Origin of the sequence: Thalassovita litoralis (assembly GCF_900182725.1) — a bacterium.
Taxonomy (GTDB): Bacteria; Pseudomonadota; Alphaproteobacteria; order Rhodobacterales; family Rhodobacteraceae; genus Thalassobius; species Thalassobius litoralis.
The window spans coordinates 227,171-243,102 of record NZ_FXTO01000002.1 but is presented as its reverse complement, the minus strand read 5'-3'; the positions used below and the strand labels follow the sequence as shown (position 1 = coordinate 243,102).

The 15,932-nt window shown below is 59.5% G+C and carries 13 protein-coding genes; 8 read left to right on the top strand and 5 right to left on the bottom strand.

The window, feature by feature from the left end; all coding sequences use genetic code 11:
* Window positions 1-21: 21 nt before the first annotated feature.
* Window positions 22-1,062, bottom strand: coding sequence for a methyltransferase domain-containing protein (locus FN828_RS03375; RefSeq protein ID WP_142491978.1), 1,041 nt, complete (start codon window positions 1,060-1,062; stop codon window positions 22-24).
* Window positions 1,063-1,301: 239 nt separating this feature from the next.
* Window positions 1,302-2,081 (bottom strand): SDR family oxidoreductase, encoded by a 780-nt coding sequence (locus FN828_RS03370; RefSeq protein WP_142491977.1) that lies wholly within the window; start codon window positions 2,079-2,081, stop codon window positions 1,302-1,304.
* Between the two features lie 206 nt (window positions 2,082-2,287).
* Here FN828_RS03370 and FN828_RS03365 point away from each other — a divergent pair, with 206 nt between their 5' ends.
* From FN828_RS03365 to FN828_RS03330, 8 genes are all read left to right on the top strand, one after another.
* The gene (locus tag FN828_RS03365) at window positions 2,288-3,316 is read left to right on the top strand and encodes a Hint domain-containing protein (RefSeq protein ID WP_142491976.1); all 1,029 of its coding nucleotides are present in this window, start codon (window positions 2,288-2,290) and stop codon (window positions 3,314-3,316) included.
* A gap of 185 nt (window positions 3,317-3,501) precedes the next feature.
* Entirely contained in the window at window positions 3,502-4,350 is an 849-nt protein-coding gene (locus FN828_RS03360; protein WP_142491975.1) for a universal stress protein, read from the top strand.
* 180 nt (window positions 4,351-4,530) lie between these two features.
* On the top strand, window positions 4,531-5,370 hold the full coding sequence (locus FN828_RS03355) for a 2OG-Fe(II) oxygenase (protein ID WP_142491974.1): 840 nt from the start codon (window positions 4,531-4,533) through the stop codon (window positions 5,368-5,370).
* Between the two features lie 81 nt (window positions 5,371-5,451).
* Window positions 5,452-7,062: a peptide chain release factor 3 gene (locus FN828_RS03350; protein WP_142491973.1), complete on the top strand. Its 1,611-nt coding sequence runs from the start codon at window positions 5,452-5,454 to the stop codon at window positions 7,060-7,062.
* Window positions 7,063-7,297: 235 nt separating this feature from the next.
* Window positions 7,298-8,140, top strand: coding sequence for an alpha/beta hydrolase (locus tag FN828_RS03345; RefSeq protein WP_142491972.1), 843 nt, complete (start codon window positions 7,298-7,300; stop codon window positions 8,138-8,140).
* A 176-nt stretch (window positions 8,141-8,316) separates the two neighbouring features.
* Complete coding sequence (locus FN828_RS03340) at window positions 8,317-10,086, top strand: glycosyltransferase family 2 protein (RefSeq protein WP_142491971.1); 1,770 nt, start codon at window positions 8,317-8,319, stop codon at window positions 10,084-10,086.
* A complete protein-coding gene (locus FN828_RS03335) occupies window positions 10,083-11,021 on the top strand; it encodes a glycosyltransferase family 2 protein (protein WP_142491970.1) in 939 nt (312 codons plus the stop codon). Before FN828_RS03340 ends, FN828_RS03335 begins: the two co-directional genes overlap by 4 nt.
* A 153-nt stretch (window positions 11,022-11,174) precedes the next feature.
* The gene (locus FN828_RS03330; protein WP_142491969.1) at window positions 11,175-12,608 is read left to right on the top strand and encodes a DEAD/DEAH box helicase; all 1,434 of its coding nucleotides are present in this window, start codon (window positions 11,175-11,177) and stop codon (window positions 12,606-12,608) included.
* Window positions 12,609-12,689: 81 nt separating this feature from the next.
* On the opposite strand, the gene FN828_RS03325 is transcribed toward FN828_RS03330, so the two are convergent.
* From FN828_RS03325 to FN828_RS03315, 3 genes are read right to left on the bottom strand one after another with little or no spacing between them, the layout of a single operon-like run.
* Window positions 12,690-14,357, bottom strand: a complete 1,668-nt coding sequence (locus FN828_RS03325; RefSeq protein WP_142491968.1) for a ribonuclease J — start codon at window positions 14,355-14,357, stop codon at window positions 12,690-12,692.
* Entirely contained in the window at window positions 14,354-15,133 is a 780-nt protein-coding gene (locus tag FN828_RS03320; RefSeq protein WP_142491967.1) for a type III pantothenate kinase, read from the bottom strand. Before FN828_RS03320 ends, FN828_RS03325 begins: the two co-directional genes overlap by 4 nt.
* Before the next feature lie 11 nt (window positions 15,134-15,144).
* Window positions 15,145-15,897, bottom strand: a complete 753-nt coding sequence (locus tag FN828_RS03315) for a biotin--[acetyl-CoA-carboxylase] ligase (protein WP_142491966.1) — start codon at window positions 15,895-15,897, stop codon at window positions 15,145-15,147.
* Between the last annotated feature and the right edge of the window lie 35 nt (window positions 15,898-15,932).

Genomic DNA, 15,932 nt, shown 5'->3' with positions numbered 1-15,932 from the left:
AGATAACAAGCCCCGCCTTCATTAGCAACACCCACCCGGCGCGACGCTTTCGTCCCGCTCGAACGGGCTTTCGCCACCGCAGCCTTCGAAAATACCGTAATGGGTGGAAAAATCCCCGATGAAATCGAAATGTGACGCAAACCGCGTATCCGCCAGCATTTTCCATGTATTGCCACACACCGGGAACACCTTGCCCGCCTGCATGACGTGATGATCATCCAGTTCAAAAGCATGGGGCGCGTGGGGCAGTGTTCCCTTGTAAATCACCGCCTGCCCGTAATCTTCGCAGGCCGGTTCCAACCCATCCAACCGGAACAACCGATATGTGGCCGAGGTAAAGCTAAGCGGGGCAATCCGCGCCTCCAGCGCCGGGTTTTCAATCGTCAGCGGGCGATGCGACACCAATCGCGGATCGTCAAACCCGGCCCGTTTGGCGTAGCTCAGGAAATCGTTCCAATACAACGCCCCGCTCAGACATTCGCCATACAGAACCTCGTCCTGCGCCATTGCTGCGGGCACGCGGCGATCGGCATAGACATCGGAAAAATACATTTCCCCGCCGGGTTTCAGCAGATGATAGGCGCCGCGCAACACCGCCTGCTTGTCCGTGGACAGGTTCAGCACGCAATTAGACACGATCACGTCAAAGCTGCCCGGCTCCAGCCCCAGCTTGTCCAATTCTTCGATATAGCCCTGATGAAATTCGACATTGTCGAACCCGAACCGCTCCGCGTGCCAGCCCTGATGCCGCCGTGCCACATCCAGTTGCTCGGGTGTCATATCCACGCCAACAACGCGCCCGGTTGGCCCGACCAGCTGCGCCAGCGCATAGACATCCCGCCCCGCCCCACAGCCCAGATCCAGCACCTTCGCCCCGTCCAGCGCCAAGGGCATCACCAGACCACAGCCGTAATAGCGGGTCAGCACCTCATCATGGATTTGCGACAGCACTGCCTTCACATAGTCCGGCATGGCATCCGGGGTGCAGCACGCATTGGTTTGCAGATCATCGCTGCCTTGCAATACCTTGCCATAATAATCCTGAACGCTTTCGTGCTTCATCGCAGCCCCTGCTTTTATGATGATCGTAAGGGTAAATGCCCCCTACGCCCGGCGCAATTCCACGCCTGTCGCATGACGAAACCATGACCGCCCCCAGCCCCGGCTTCTTTCTGATTGCAAATACTTCCGCCGGAGGCACGGAAAATTTGAAATTTTCCGTTCTTTTCCCCTCCGCGCTTTTCCCTGCGGGCAAAACCCCGCCCAAACCGTTTATCTGGCTCAGGCGGGATTCTGGTTCTTCAAAGCGTCGCGTTCAGTGCGCCACCGTCCAGCAGAAGGTTCTGCCCAACAATAAACCCGGCCTGTTGCGAACACAGGAACGCGCAGGCCGCGCCGAATTCTTCTGCGGTGCCATAGCGCCCCGCCGGAATCGTCGCGCATCGTTCAGCCTTGGCCTCGTCCATGCTGATCCCCTTGGCCTTGGACACACCACCGTCCAGCGAAATGGCGCGATCCGTGGCGTGGATTCCCGGCAGCAGATTGTTGATCGTCACACCCGATCCGGCAACCTGACGGGCCGTTCCCGCGACATAGCCGGTCAAACCGGCACGCGCCGAGTTAGACAGGCCCAGAACCGCAATCGGCCCCTTCACCGATTGCGAGGTGATGTTGACCACCCGTCCCCAGCCCTTTGCCATCATCTGCGGCAACAACGCTTTCATCAGCGCGATTGGCGTCAGCATGTTCGCGTCCAGCGCCTTGATGAAATCCTCGCGTTCCCAATCGCTCCACATGCCGGGGGGCGGGCCACCGGCATTGGTCACAAGGATATCTACGTCAGCAGCAGCCGCCAGCACTTTGGCGCGGCCTTCTTCGGTGGTGACATCGGCAGCCACAGCCACCACATCCACACCGTATTTCGCCCGGATTTCTGCGGCGGCCGCCTCCAGCGCCTCGACACCGCGGGCGTTCATGATCAGGTTAACCCCTTCTGCGGCAAGCGCCTCTGCGCAGCCGCGCCCCAAGCCTTTGCTCGAGGCACAGACCAATGCGCGCTTCCCCTTCAGACCTAAATCCATTTGTCCATCTCCCATTTTTATCCCGCATAGACCTAGCGTATTTCACAAGAAACCTGAATCAAGTTTTCTTGCAAAATGCCCCCCTTGATATTCGGAACGGTATTCGCCTGCAAATCTTCGCCGCGTTGACCCGGTACTGCCACATTCCTAATCTATCCCGTGATTTGTCGGGCATGTCCCGCCGACGTCAGACCATCAGGTGTTCCATGCCCAACAGCCCGCATTCCATCTTCACCCTGCCTGTTCTGCCCGCCGCCGCGCTGCATGTGGAACACGGGGCCAATATGGGCGATGCGCTTTCCATCGCGGATGACCTGATTCTGGACGATACCTATGTTCTGATGCCCGATCACACGCCCCGGCGGCTTAGCCTGATCCCCCAACCGCAGGGGGCGCAGGCTCAGGGGGCCTTTCAAATCTCGCAAAGCAGCGAAACGGGGGAACCGGGACGTCAGGTCTGTCTGGACAGTTGCCTAACGCTGATGTCCCCAGACGGGCGCACCACCGAAGTGCTGATTTTCGTGGAGTTGGAACCAGATGGCCATATCGCGGCGCTATACGCGCTACCTCTGGCGCGAATGTCCTCGAAAACAGATTACCGGCTGGTCGGGGTCGACACTGAAACCGCCCGCGCCAAGCTGGCGCAGGTGGCGTTCGTATCCTTCACCCGTGGCACCCACATCACGCTGGCCACCGGCGAACAGCGCCGGATCGAGGATTTACAGGTGGGCGACCGGGTTCTGACGCGCGATGACGGACCGCAGGACATCCGCTGGATCGGCCAATCCACCACCCGCGCCGTGGGTGATTTCGCCCCGATCCGCATTGCCGCCGGGGTCTTGCACAATACGGACGATCTGATCGTCAGCCCCGAACACCGCCTGTTCATTTACCAGCGCAGCGACGAATTGGGCGTGGGGCGGTCGGAATTGCTGATCCGGGCGCGGCATCTGGTGAACGGCACCACGATCACCCGACAGGACGGCGGGTTCGTCGAATATTTCCAACTGCTGTTTGATGCCCATCAGATCATCTATGCCGAAGGGATCGCCGCCGAAACCCTGCTGCTGGATGAACGCACCCGCCCCGCCCTGCCCGAGGATTTGGCAACCACCCTACAAGAAAGCGGACTGCGCCATAGTGCCGATCTGCTAAGGGATTACGAGGTCGAGGAATCGCTACTGGACCGTGACACCGACATGGCGGCCCTGCTGAAACGCGCGACAACCGGCTAGCCCCCTATCGCCCTATACCGGCGGTCGCGCGTGGACATTCCCACCACAGGCGCGACGGTTAAATAGGCCGCCCACGGACAACACGCGCATGTCAGTCATATTCATCGGATAGGCTCTTGGCCTCTTATCACTGGTGCGGCACAGTATGCGTAGTCTCGTGCGCCGTATTGATACAGGAGAACCCAATGCCGAAGCATATACTTGTTGCAACGGATTTATCCCCCCGATCCGACCGCGCTGTTTTCCGCGCCGTGCGGCTGGCCCGCGAACATCAGGCCCGTCTAAGCTTTGTCCATGTACAGGACGATTCCCTGCCAGATGATTTGCTGGCGGTCCGCCAAGCCAGCGCGATTGAACAATTAGAACGTTTTGCCGCCCATGTTGCAGATGGGCTGGATTACAGCCTGTTGCCCTGTATCGGCAGTCCAGCGGCGACGCTGATTGAAACGATACAGGATCAGGCCCCCGATCTGTTGGTGATCGGCGTACATAGACCCCGATCATTGCTGGACGAATGGCGCGAAACCACGGCGCAGCGTGTCGTGCGCATGACAGATTGCCCGGTGCTGGTTGTGCGCGCCCCTGACGACCACGCTTATGAAACCATCATCGCCGCCACTGATTTTACCCCTGCGGCAACCGCTGCCTTAAATCTGGGGCATAGGTTGGCACCATCGGCGCGGATTGTTCCGCTCAACGCTCTGCATATCCCATACGAGGCCTTGCTGGGGGCCGGTGGCGCGGTGGCCATGTCCACCAATACCATTTCCGCATCTTTCCGCGCCGAGGCACAGGATGCCGATTCCGCATGGCGTGCCCATCATGCGCTACCGATTGGATTGGGGCATACGTTGTTTCCAGAAGCCGGACCATTTCTAGCGGTGGCGAATGCGGTTACGGAAACCGGCGCACATCTGATCACCGTGGGCGCACATGGGCGTACCGGGGCGCATCGGTCGCTTTTGGGCAGTGTGGCAACCGATTTGATGCGCAATCCGCCGTGCGACATTCTGATTGCCCGGCCCATAGCGTGAATCAGCACCGAATGACAGATTTCATCAATCCCGCGCCTCGCGCGGGATTTTGCCTTTTGCAGCAACAAAACGGGCCTTATTTTTGCCATATTCGCAAAATCAGCCCGTTTCGATAGGCGTTTCGGCGGATTTTTGCTAGCCTGATGATCTGACCAAAGTATTAGACACACAGGATTTCAAATGCCCGAAGCGCACTATCCGCTGGACCCGTCCACCCTGCTTCTGTCCTCTGACAAAGCGCGTGAAATTGGGCGCAGCCATGCCGAGGCCTATCAGTCCGGCCAACCCTATCATCACATCTGCATCGACAATTTCCTGCCCGAAACAGTGGTGGATCACGTCATCGCGGATATGGCCCATCTGCCGCAATCCGAATCCAACTTTTCCCGCCCTCAGGAAAACCTGAAAAGCTCTTTCAACCCGGATCGGTTGCCGGATTTTACGCGGCATCTGTTCAACAGCTTCAATTCCCGCCATTTCATTTTCTTTCTGGAAGAAATGACCGGCATCAAGGGGCTGATCCCCGACCCCTATTTCGTGGGCGCGGGCATTCACAAAACGCTGAATGGCGGGCATCTGGATATTCATGCCGATTTCAATGTTCACAAGGCGATGCGGCTGGAACGGCGGCTGAACGTGCTGATCTATCTGAACAAGGACTGGCAACCGGAATACGGCGGCAGTTTTGAAGTCTGGGACAATGACATGACCCGGAAAATGGCCAGCTTTACCCCGACCTATAACCGGATGGTGTGCTTTTCGACCGGATCGGACACGTTCCACGGCAATCCGGAACCCGTGAACCACCCGGATGGGGAACCACGCCTGTCCATCGCGCTATATTATTACACCGCGACATGGGATGACACACGCATTGAACACACCACCCTGTTCAAACCACGCCCCGGCACCAAGGACCAGAAGGATAAGAAAGTCGCCCGCGAACAGGTGCTAAAGGAAATCCTGCCGCCTTTCGTGTTCCGCAAGCTGATCGGACGATTGCAGCGATTGGGGTTCTGATCCCCGGTTTTGGGGCGTGTTACGCGCGGGACCGCCAGCAAATCATTGCCAAGCGTTCCGCGCCCCAATATATGCGCGAACATGTTGGACACGACCTCGAACCGCCCCGAATTGCCGCCCGAAATCGCGCGGCGCCGTACATTCGCGATCATCTCGCACCCGGACGCCGGTAAAACGACGTTGACGGAAAAATTCCTGTTGTACGGGGGCGCGATCCAGATGGCCGGTCAGGTCCGCGCCAAGGGCGAAGCCCGGCGCACGCGCTCGGACTTTATGAAGATGGAACAGGACCGGGGCATTTCGGTTTCGGCCTCGGCCATGTCGTTCGATTTCGGCAAGTTCCGCTTCAATCTGGTGGACACCCCCGGCCACAGCGATTTTTCCGAAGATACCTATCGCACGCTGACCGCAGTGGATGCCGCGATCATGGTCATCGACGGGGCAAAGGGTGTGGAAAGCCAGACCCAAAAGCTGTTCGAGGTGTGCCGCCTGCGCGATCTGCCGATCCTGACCTTCTGTAACAAGATGGACCGCGAATCCCGCGACACGTTCGAGATCATCGACGAAATTCAGGACATGCTGGCCATTGACGTGACCCCGGCAAGCTGGCCCATCGGCGTAGGGCGCGATTTCATCGGCTGCTATGACATACTGCACGACCGGCTGGAACTGATGGACCGCGCCGACCGTAACAAGGTGGCGGAATCGATCAAGATCAAAGGTCTGGACGACCCGGAACTGGATAAACACGTTCCCGCCCATCTGGTAGATCAGTTGCGCGAAGAGGTCGAAATGGCCCGCGAACTGCTGCCCGCGCTGGACCCGCAATCGGTGCTGGAGGGGCATATGACCCCGATCTGGTTCGGATCGGCGATCAATTCCTTTGGGGTAAAGGAGCTGATGGACGGAATCGCGGAATACGGCCCGCAACCACAGCCGCAACAGGCCGCGCCCCGGCAAATTCTGCCCGAGGAAACCAAGGTCGCAGGCTTCGTGTTCAAGGTTCAGGCCAACATGGACCCCAAACACCGCGACCGCGTGGCCTTTGTGCGGCTGGCCTCGGGGCATTTCTTGCGGGGCATGAAGCTGACCCATGTGCGGTCCAAGAAACCGATGACGATTTCCAACCCCGTGCTGTTTCTGGCCGCCGACCGTGAATTGGCCGAAGAAGCCTGGGCGGGCGACATCATCGGCATTCCTAACCACGGCCAATTGCGCATCGGCGACACCCTGACCGAAGGCGAAGCGATCCGCGCCACCGGCATCCCGTCCTTTGCGCCCGAGTTGCTGCAAACCGTGCGTCCGGGCGACCCGATGAAAGCCAAGCATCTGGAAAAAGCCCTGATGCAATTCGCCGAAGAAGGCGCCGCCAAGGTGTTCAAACCCAATATCGGGTCCGGGTTCATCGTGGGCGTAGTGGGTGCGCTGCAATTCGAGGTGCTGGCCAGCCGGATCGAGCTGGAATACGGCCTGCCCGTGCGGTTTGAACAAACCCAGTTCACCAGCGCCCGCTGGGTATCCGGTGACAAGCTGGCGGTGGATAAATTCGTCCAAGCCAACAAACAGCACATTTCCCATGACCATGACGGCGACGTGGTGTATCTGACACGCCTGCAATGGGATATTGACCGGGTGGAACGGGATTACCCCGACATCACCCTGACCGCGACCAAGGAAATGCACGGGGGCTAAGCCCTGCCCCCTACCTCCTGCGGCCCCCTGTGCAGATACAGTTTCAAAGACGGCAAGCGCTTGCGCCTGCCGTCTTTTTCGTCACAAGCCCAAAGGGCACAGGGGACAATCCCGGTTTGGTCTTTGCAAACCGGATCTTCGGCGGAAAACTGGGGGCGGAAAACGCCCTAATTTCGCCACATGCTAGTTGCATCCCCCCAACTGATCGCCCCAACGATTCCCCAAGGAATGCCGAATGCCCCTGCTGTTCATCGTATTGCGCCTGATCTGTCTGGTTTGCGTGCTATCGGCCCCCGTAACCGCCCAGCCCGCCTTGCGCCCGCTGAATTTCATCTACGGGCCTGACCCGCTGCAAAAGCTGGATGTATATCTGCCACCGCATACACGAAACGCACCGATCCTGTTTCTGGTGCATGGGGGCGGCTGGCGGTTTGGCGACAAATCAGACGCAGCCACATGGCGCCACAAGGCCGAACATTGGACCAAGCGCGGCGCGGTGGTTGTCAGCACGAATTACCGGCTGTTGCCTGCGGTGGCCCCCTTGGAGCAGGCCCGCGATGTGGCCCGTGCGTTGGCTTTCGTGCAAAAAAAAGCTCCGCTCTGGGGGGCAGAACCACAGCGTTTGGTCATGATGGGGCATTCTGCCGGGGGGCATCTGACCGCGCTGTTATCGGCCGACCCCGCGCTGGCCTGGGCCGAGGGCGCACAGGCATGGCTGGCCAGCGTCGTGCTGGATTCGGCGGCGCTCAACGTACCGGCCATCATGCAAACCACGCCATCCTATTTTCATCAGCAGGCATTCGGGCCAGATGCGGCGATTTGGGCAGCGGCATCCCCCTATGACCGGCTGACCCCGGTGGCCCCGCCGATCCTGTTGGTATGTTCAACCCGACGGTCCCAGTCATGCCCACAAGCCGACGGGTTCGCCGCGCAACTGTCCAGCCTTGGGGGAACGGCACAGGTTTTGCCGCTTCCGCTTAGCCACCGATCCGTGAACGAACAATTGGGGCTGCACCCGGATTACACCGATGCCATTGATAGCTTTTTGACAAAGGTCGGGTTTTGGTCACACCCCTGACCGCGTGTCCCCAAGCAACGAAACACCCAGAGTAACGGCTGTGCAGTGAGTATTTTTGGCAAGATGAAACAGGCGGTTGTGCTGAATATCGGGTCTGTGTGGGCGGCGATATGGGGGGCGGAAACGGTGGTCAGCTTTCGCTTGCCCCGCATCTGTTGGCGGGTCATTCTTGGGTCATGAGCGACGATAGCAAACCGATGGAAACCTATCCCGGCGGGTTCCGCGCCATCCTGAAGCAGATGGGCCTGCGGATGGACCCGCTGACCTATGACGAAGGGGAGGCGCTACCGCCGCTGGATGTGGATTTCCAGCCCTTGAAGGCGCAGACCATACACAAAGACGCCGCCGAGGTGGGGCGGTCACGGTCCACCTATGCCCGCAAATATCGGGAACTGGCACAAGAGTTTCATCGCCGTCCGGCGCTGTTGCATTTGCATGGAATGCTGGTGTCCAACCTGCGCCGCACCGGGCAGCCAGCACACACTGCGGCGCTGTTTGTCCGACTATGGGCCGAAGAATCCGAGTATCTGATCCGGCATCTGGATGCCCGGTGGTTGGTTTCGGCGATCACCACCTTTGGCGATGCCGGGCTGACCGATACCCAGCGACAATTAGGTCAGGCCTTGTCGGTTCTGTTTGGCATGATGAAGCTGTACGAAACCGAACGGCTGTATTCCGGTCATGCGCCAAACGTGGCCTTTGCCACACAAGAACGCAGCGCGAAACATCTGGCCATGCAAATGGACCCTTATGCGATTTCGTCCGGGGGGCTGGATGTGAACCTGCTGGGCGGGTTGTGGGTACAGGCCGGGGATGATCCGGTGATCCGCCCACTGGCGCGGCATTTGCTGGATATGCTGATCGGAGATGACAAGACCGTGTTTCGCCGTCTGCGGCTGATGCGACAAGAGCGCGAAGCGGCATTGGCCGAGAAAGGCATTCGTCGCAAATCCGGCCCAAAACGGGAACGCGTGGCAGAGGTGCCAGCGTTTCTGGCGTCAAAAGACCCCGATACGTTGCGCTGGGGGCTGGTGAGCCTGATCAAAGCCCCCTTGCCACAAATCGCCCGTTTCGCGGCGCATCATCTGGATTTGGGCGCCGACCGCCTGCATATTTATCTGGACGCGCCAGCGCCGGAAACAGCGGCGTTTCTGGCGCAAAACCCAAAGGTGCAGGTGACAGAATGCGATGCGGCGTTCTGGGCGGCACAGAAAAAACCCCGAATGAAAGCGCATCAGATGCGTCAGACATGGGTGGCAACGCAGGCCTATCAGGACACGGATGTGGACTGGCTGGCGCATATCGACGTGGATGAATTCCTGCTGCCGCCTGCCCCGATGAAGGAATTATTGGCCGGTCTGGACAAGTATAGCACGGTGTTGCGCATCTATCCGGTGGAATTGCTGGCAGGATCGCAGGGCAACGAGCTGTTCAAGCTGATGCCGCGCTTTGCCGGGCAGACGCGCGGGGTGCTGGAAGACCTGTATCCCACCTACGGGGCGCATTTGCCGGGTGGGTTCATCAGCCACCGGGAAGGCAAAAATTTCGCCCGCACCGGGCTGATGGGCATACGCGTGGGCATCCATACGGTGATGCAGGGCGGAGCTGTGATGGCGAACCGAACCAAGGTCGATAACCTGTATATCGGCCATGCCCATGCGCCGGACTGGCCGTATTTCCGCGATCACATGGCATTTCGCATGACGCGCGGATCATATCGCAAATCGGACGAAGACAAGTTCCGCCTGTTGGACATCCTGTCCTTTCTGCAAGAGGAAGAAGGCGAACAAGGGGTGCGCACCTTTTTCACCGAAGTCTGCGAAGCCACGCCGCGCCTGATCGAAGGGCTGGAGGCGCACAATATGTTGCTGCGCTATCCGCTGGATCTGGATGCCAAGGTTTTGCGTCATTTCGGCCCCCTGCCCGAACAGGAGACCACGAAATGAGTGCCCCAAAATGGGGGATCGTATCAACGATCAAAGCCCCGCTGGTCGAGATACAGACCTTTTGCGCCCACCATCTGCAACTGGGGGCGCACCGGATTTACCTGTATCTGGATGACCCGGAACAGGATGGCGCAGACAGCCTGTCAGCGCATCCGAAACTGCGGGTGCAGGTCTGTGACGAAGGGTATTGGAACCGCCATCTGGGCCGCCGCCCGGCCAAGCACCAGCCGCGACAGGTGGAAAACGCCCGCCATGCCTATGGCCGCCGGGTCGAGGTGGATTGGCTGACCCATATCGACGTGGATGAATTCCTGTGGCCCGCAACACCCCTGCCCGATCAGTTGGCGGCCCTGCCCGATGATTGCATCGTAGCCCGCATCCGCCCGGCCGAGGCATTGGCGGCAACCACCCCGGCCCCGGTGACGCATTTCAAGCGGCTGACCATTGACCGCGCGATGCGTGACCAGCAAAGCCGCCGGATATACCCCACATTCGGGCGGCATCTGAATGGCGGGTTTCTGTCCCATGTGCAGGGAAAACTGATCTACCGCACCGGACAGCCCGGCCTGCACGCGAAAATCCACAATGTTTTCGTAGGGGAGCAGATGAACCCCGGCCAACAGGAACTAACCGGAACCGAGCTGCTGCATATGCACGCCAAAAGCCCAAAGGCGTTTCTGGCGGCGTTCCGATACCGGCTGAAAAGCGGCTCTTACCGTTCAGAACTGGGGCCAGCCACGCAGGGCGGCGTGACGATGCACGATCTGTTTTCATCCATCTGGCAAGACAGCGGCGAAGCCGGGTTGCTGGCCTTTTATAACGAGGTATGCACCGCCAATCCCGAACTGCTGGCGCGACTGTCGGCGGAAAACTTGCTGTCCAGTCACGCGATGGATTTGGAACGCAAACGCCAAATCCATTTTCCCGACGCCTAAATCCCCACAAAAAAAGGCAAAGATTGACCCGAGGCACAGTTTCGGGTAAACGGCGCGCACAGGAAGTTCCCAAGGCTGACGCCACTGGGCCGCACGGGCCCACCCTTCCATATACGCTACGGGCCAAAAAGTGTCCGTAAACCACGGATACACATGACAAAATTCTCTGATCTGAAACTCGATCCGAAAGTCCTGAAAGCCATCGAAGAAGCCGGCTATGAAACGCCGACACCGATCCAGGCAGGGGCTATTCCCCCCGCATTGGAAGGCCGCGATGTGCTGGGAATCGCCCAGACAGGCACCGGCAAAACCGCCAGCTTTACCCTGCCGATGATTACCCTGCTGGGCAAAGGCCGCGCCCGCGCCCGGATGCCGCGCAGTCTGGTGCTATGCCCCACACGCGAATTGGCCGCGCAGGTGGCGGAAAATTTCGACACCTATACCAAGCACATGAAGCTGACCAAGGCGCTGCTGATCGGGGGCGTGTCGTTCAAGGAACAGGACGCGCTGATTGATCGCGGCGTTGATGTGCTGATCGCCACACCGGGCCGCCTGCTGGACCATTTTGAACGTGGCAAACTGCTGCTGACCGGCGTTCAGATCATGGTGGTGGACGAAGCCGACCGGATGCTGGACATGGGCTTTATCCCCGATATCGAACGCATCTTCAGCCTGACGCCCTTTACCCGGCAAACGCTGTTTTTCAGCGCCACAATGGCACCGGAAATCGAACGGATCACCAACACGTTCCTGTCTGCGCCGGAACGGATCGAAGTGGCCCGTCAGGCCACCACATCGGATACGATCACGCAGGGCGTGGTGATGTTCAAAGCCAGCCGTCGCGACCGCGAAGGTAGCGAAAAGCGCCGGGTTCTACGCGCGCTGATCGACGCCGAAGGCGACAAGTGCAAGAACGCAATCATTTTCTGCAACCGCAAGATTGACGTGGATATCACCGCGAAAAGCCTGAAAAAATACGGCTATGACGCGGCGGCCATTCATGGCGATCTGGACCAAAGCCAGCGCATGAAAACGCTGGACGGGTTCCGCGATGGGTCTTTGCGGTTCCTTGTGGCGTCAGACGTGGCCGCACGCGGGCTGGATATTCCCAATGTCAGCCATGTGTTCAATTTCGATGTGCCCTCTCATGCCGAAGATTACGTTCACCGCATTGGCCGCACGGGCCGCGCCGGGCGTACCGGCACCGCGATGATGATCTGCACCCCGCGCGACGAGAAGAATTTTGACGCGATTGAAAAGCTGGTCGAGCTGGAAATCCCCCGGATTGAAAACCCGCTGAAGGATGAAAAACCCGCCCGCAAGGCGCAGGACGATCAGCCCGACGCACGGGATGAAAAATCCTCGCGGTCGCGGAAATCGGATGACCGCCGGGACGAGCGTAAAGACGACCGCAAGGCAGACACCCCGCGCGAACAACGCGAACCACGGGACGCAGCGCCGCAATCCAGTTCTAAGTCGGATAAATATGACCGCCGGTCCTCGCGCGGTGGGCGGGACGTTGTCGGCATGGGCGATCACATGCCCAGCTTTATCGCGCTCAGCTTTGAACAGCGCCGCGCCGGATAAGGTTCCGATCTACGCCAAAACGTTAAAAACCCCCGCTTTTGGCGGGGGTTTGTTTTTGGAACGACCGATTATTTTGGCGCGTTATGCCAGACGGCTGATGACCACGGTGACTTCGGGTTTTTTGCCGATTTCATCCAGCGTGGTTTTACGCACCAGTCGCCGCAGTTCCATTTCCAGCTTATCGTCATCGCGCAGGGTGGCGGGTTTGGCGCGGCCCATAAACTGATCCAGATCTTCCTCTAGCGCGTCCACCAGTGGCGCGTTGGACCGGCCCGTTTCAGACAGGCCCCGGACTTCGCACCACGGTTCGCCCAGCGGTTCGCCGTCTTCGTCGATGATCACCGTCACCATGACATGACCGTTCAGCGCCATACGGATACGATCCCGCACGATGCCATCCAGTGCCCCAATCAGGATGCGGCCATCCAGATAGGTGCGTCCGGTTTCCACATAGCCTTCGACCTTCGGGCCTTTGGCAGATAGAGAGAGCATCACGCCATTCGGGGCGACAACGGATTGGAACCCGTTCGATTCCGCCAGTTTCGCATGTTCGCGCAAATGGCGGTGTTCGCCGTGCATCGGAATCACGATCTGCGGCTTCATCAGCTTGTGCATCGTCACCAGATCGGGGCGGTTGGCATGGCCCGAGACGTGATACCGGCCTTGGGTGTCATCCACCACATCCACGCCCATTTCACTGAACTGGTTCACGATGCGGATCACACCGCGTTCATTCCCCGGAATGGTTTTTGACGAAAACAGGAACAAATCCCCATCTTTCAGGGTCAGGCCGTTATATTTGCCATTGGCCAATTGGGCGCTGGCGGCGCGGCGTTCGCCTTGGCTGCCCGTGACCAGCAGCATAACATTCTGGCGCGGCAGGGATGCGGCATCCTCGGGGCTGATGGTTTTCGGGAAATCGGTCAGCACGCCGGTTTCCACCGCCGCCTGAATCATCCGGCGCATCGCCCGCCCCATCAGACACACGGACCGCCCTGCCCTTTGCCCCGCCTCGGCCAGGGTTTTGACCCGCGCCACGTTCGACGCGAAAGTGGTCGCAACAACCATCTGCTTTGCTTCGGACACCAGATTCGTGATTTCATCGGCAATGCTGGCCTCGGACCGGCCTGCAACCGGGGTGAACACGTTGGTGGAATCACACACCAGCGCCCGCACACCGGGGGCCGCCACCGACGCCCACAAATCGGAATCAAAGGCTTCGCCGACAATCGGGGTGGGGTCCAGTTTGAAATCGCCCGTATGGACGACGCGGCCTTCGGGGGTGTCGATCACCAGCGCGCTGCTTTCGGGGATCGAGTGGGAAATCGGCAGGAAGCCCACCGAAAACGGCCCCTTTTTCACGGTTTCCGGCCATGCCGCCGTGGTGGTCACGGCGCGATCCGACAGGCCGTATTCCGCCAGCTTACCGCGTGCGATATTGGCGGTAAAGGCCCGCGCATAGATCGGCGCGCCCAGCTTTTCATACAGATGCCCCACCGCGCCAACGTGATCTTCGTGGGCATGAGTGATGAAAATCGCCTCCAGCCGGTTTTTGCGTTCTTCCAGCCAACGGATATCGGGCATGATCAGGTCCACGCCCGGCGAGCCGTCCATATCCGGGAAAGTCACGCCCATATCGACCAGAATCAGCCGTTCCTGATCCGGTGCGCCGTATCCATAGACGTAACAATTCATCCCGATCTCCCCCGCGCCACCAAGCGGGAGATAGATTAAACGTTCGCTGCTCATATGTTGCCCTGGTCCTTATTGTATTGATGGATGACCGTCAGGCCATGAATTGTCAGGAATTCGTCAAACACGTCGAACAACGTTTCGCCCTGACCAAATAGCGGGGCAAGCCCCCCTGTGGAAATCACGCGCATGGGTTGATCGTATTCGCCCTTGATATGATCGCATATCCCACGCACAAGACCAACATAACCCCAGAAAATACCGCTTTGCATACAGGCCACGGTGTTGGTGCCAATCACCCGCTGCGGTTTGGTCACGTCCACATGCGGCAGGGCGGCAGCCATTTCATGCAGGGCTTGCAGTGACAGGTTCACACCGGGCGCAATCACGCCCCCCACATAGGCCCCATCCTGCGCCACAACGTCAAAGGTGGTCGCAGTGCCGAAATCCACCACGATCAGATTGCCGCCGTAGCGATCAAACGCCCCCGCCGTATTCACCAGTCGGTCGGGGCCAACCTGAGTGCCTTCGTCCACGCGCGGGTCGCTGGGCAGCAGGCAATCGGGCTTCCCCACCACCAGCGGACGACAATTGAAATACCGATCCGCCAGAACCCGCAGGTTAAACACCACGCGCGGCACGGTCGAACTGATGATCACAGCATTGATGTCCATGTCGATCTTGTGGTGCTGCAACAGCCGGTCCAGCCAGACGAAATATTGATCCGCCGTCCGTTGATGATCCGTGGCCGTGCGCAGGGTGCAACGGATTTGCACGCCGTCCCAGATCGAAAAAACCGTATTCGTGTTGCCGCAGTCGATGGCCAGAAGCATCGCACGCCTCCTCAAAAGAAAATTTCAGCAGCCGGGATCACCTCGCGGCCCTTGGGGGTGGATAGGACAATATTGCCTGTTTCGTCCACTGTCTCGAATGTGCCGGTGGTTTCGTTACGCATGGTTCTGGCGGTAATCACCTGCCCCAGACGGGCCGCGCGGGACAACCACAATTCGCGGATAGGGGCAAAACCATAGGTGCGGAACTGTTCCTCGTACCGGGCAAAGGCCGGGGCCAGCAGGTTCAGAAAATCCTGCGGCGCAATGCGAATACCCGTTTCCGAAAACAGCGACACGGGACGCGTGGCCCCCGGTTCAACCTGCGCCATGTCAGGGGCGCTGGCCAGATTAACGCCGATGCCGATGGCAATATGGCTGATCCCCTGCCCTGCCATGCCGGTGCTTTCCAGCAGGATACCCGCCAGCTTGCCACCGTTCAGCAACACATCATTGGGCCATTTCAGGCTTAGCAGATCATCCCGTCCGGTTGCCGCCGCCACAGCATCATACAGCGCCAGCGACGCCACAAAGGACCGCAGCGCGATCCGGTCCGGGGTTTCCGCAGGGCGCATCACCAGCGTGGCCGCGAAATTGCCCACCGGATCAGCCCACGGACGCCCCCGGCGCCCCCGGCCCGCCGTTTGACGCAGGGCCAAAATCCATTCCGGCCCCGTCAGCCCCGGCGCAATCCGCGCGGCTTCGGCGTTGGTGCTGTCCACCTGATCCAGCACGCGGCGGCCATAACCTTCGGGCCAGTTGTTCATTGCGCCGCTCCGCTTGTCCCAAAAACAAAGTGACG